Genomic DNA, 1,009 nt, shown 5'->3' with positions numbered 1-1,009 from the left:
GCAGGCGGCCGGTGACTTCCTTGCGGTAGCGGTTCAGTTCCTGTGCGGTCGCGAACGTGCGCTCGAACAGGATCGACAGGTTGTGCAGGATCCGCTCGACGACCTTCTTTTCCCATTCGCCGTCGAAACGGATCTGCTCGTCGAGCCAGCGCTCGAGCCATTCCGGATCGGGCAGGCGCGACTGCACGGTGTCGCGCGGGAACAGCGCCTGGTTCACGTGCAGGTTGGTCGGGTGCAGCGGCTTCTCGGTGCGGCGCGCCGACGCCATCAGCACGCCGATCTTCGCGAACGCGGCACGTGCGACGTCGCCGCAGTTGTTCAGCGCCTTCTTCATGTAGCGCAGGTACGCGCCGCCGTGGCGCGCTTCATCGCGCGAGATCGTTTCATAGATCTGCTTGATGACCGGCTCGGTGTGCCAGTCGGCCGCGCAGCGGTACCAGTGGTTCAGGCGGATCTCGCCGCAGAAGTGCAGCATCAGCGTCTCGAGCGGCGGCGCCGGATCGAACTGGAAGCGCACCGCGTGCAGTTCCTCTTCGGTCGGCACCATTTCCGGCTTGAAGCGGCGCAGGTATTCCATCAGCACGAGCGAATGCTTCTGCTCTTCAAAGAACCACACGCTCATGAACGCGGAAAAGTCGCTGTCGTGCTGGTTGTCGCGCAGGAACATTTCCGTCGCGGGCAGCGCCGACCATTCGGTGATCGCGTTCATCTTGATCGTCTTCGCCTGCTCGTCGGTGAGCAGCGAAGCGTCGAACTTGTCCCACGGAATGTCCTTCTCCATGTCCCAGCGGACGGCTTCGAGCGATCGGTAAAGTTCCGGATAAAGCATCGTGTTCATGATGGTCCCACCCCTGTTCTGCGCAATGCGACTTCTCTAAACGTGACTGTTGCCGCGCAAGCACGCCCGAGCGCGCTTTTTGCAGCCAAGACTCTAATTTTACGCGGGAAACCGGCCCGCCGGACGGTGATTCCTCGTCCGGCAGCCGGGCGGCCGCGTCGCCGCCGTTGG

1 protein-coding gene is annotated in these 1,009 nt (G+C 62.9%); it reads right to left on the bottom strand.

Translation table 11 applies throughout. The features are described 5' to 3' along the window. On the bottom strand, nucleotides 1-838 hold an 838-nt coding region (locus JYJ84_RS37405; protein ID WP_205190368.1), incomplete at its 3' end, for a diiron oxygenase. Between the last annotated feature and the right edge of the window lie 171 nt (nucleotides 839-1,009).

Source organism: Burkholderia sp. LMG 13014 (genome assembly GCF_905232215.1).
GTDB lineage: Bacteria > Pseudomonadota > Gammaproteobacteria > Burkholderiales > Burkholderiaceae > Burkholderia.
This window is presented reverse-complemented; position numbering and strand designations above follow the sequence as displayed.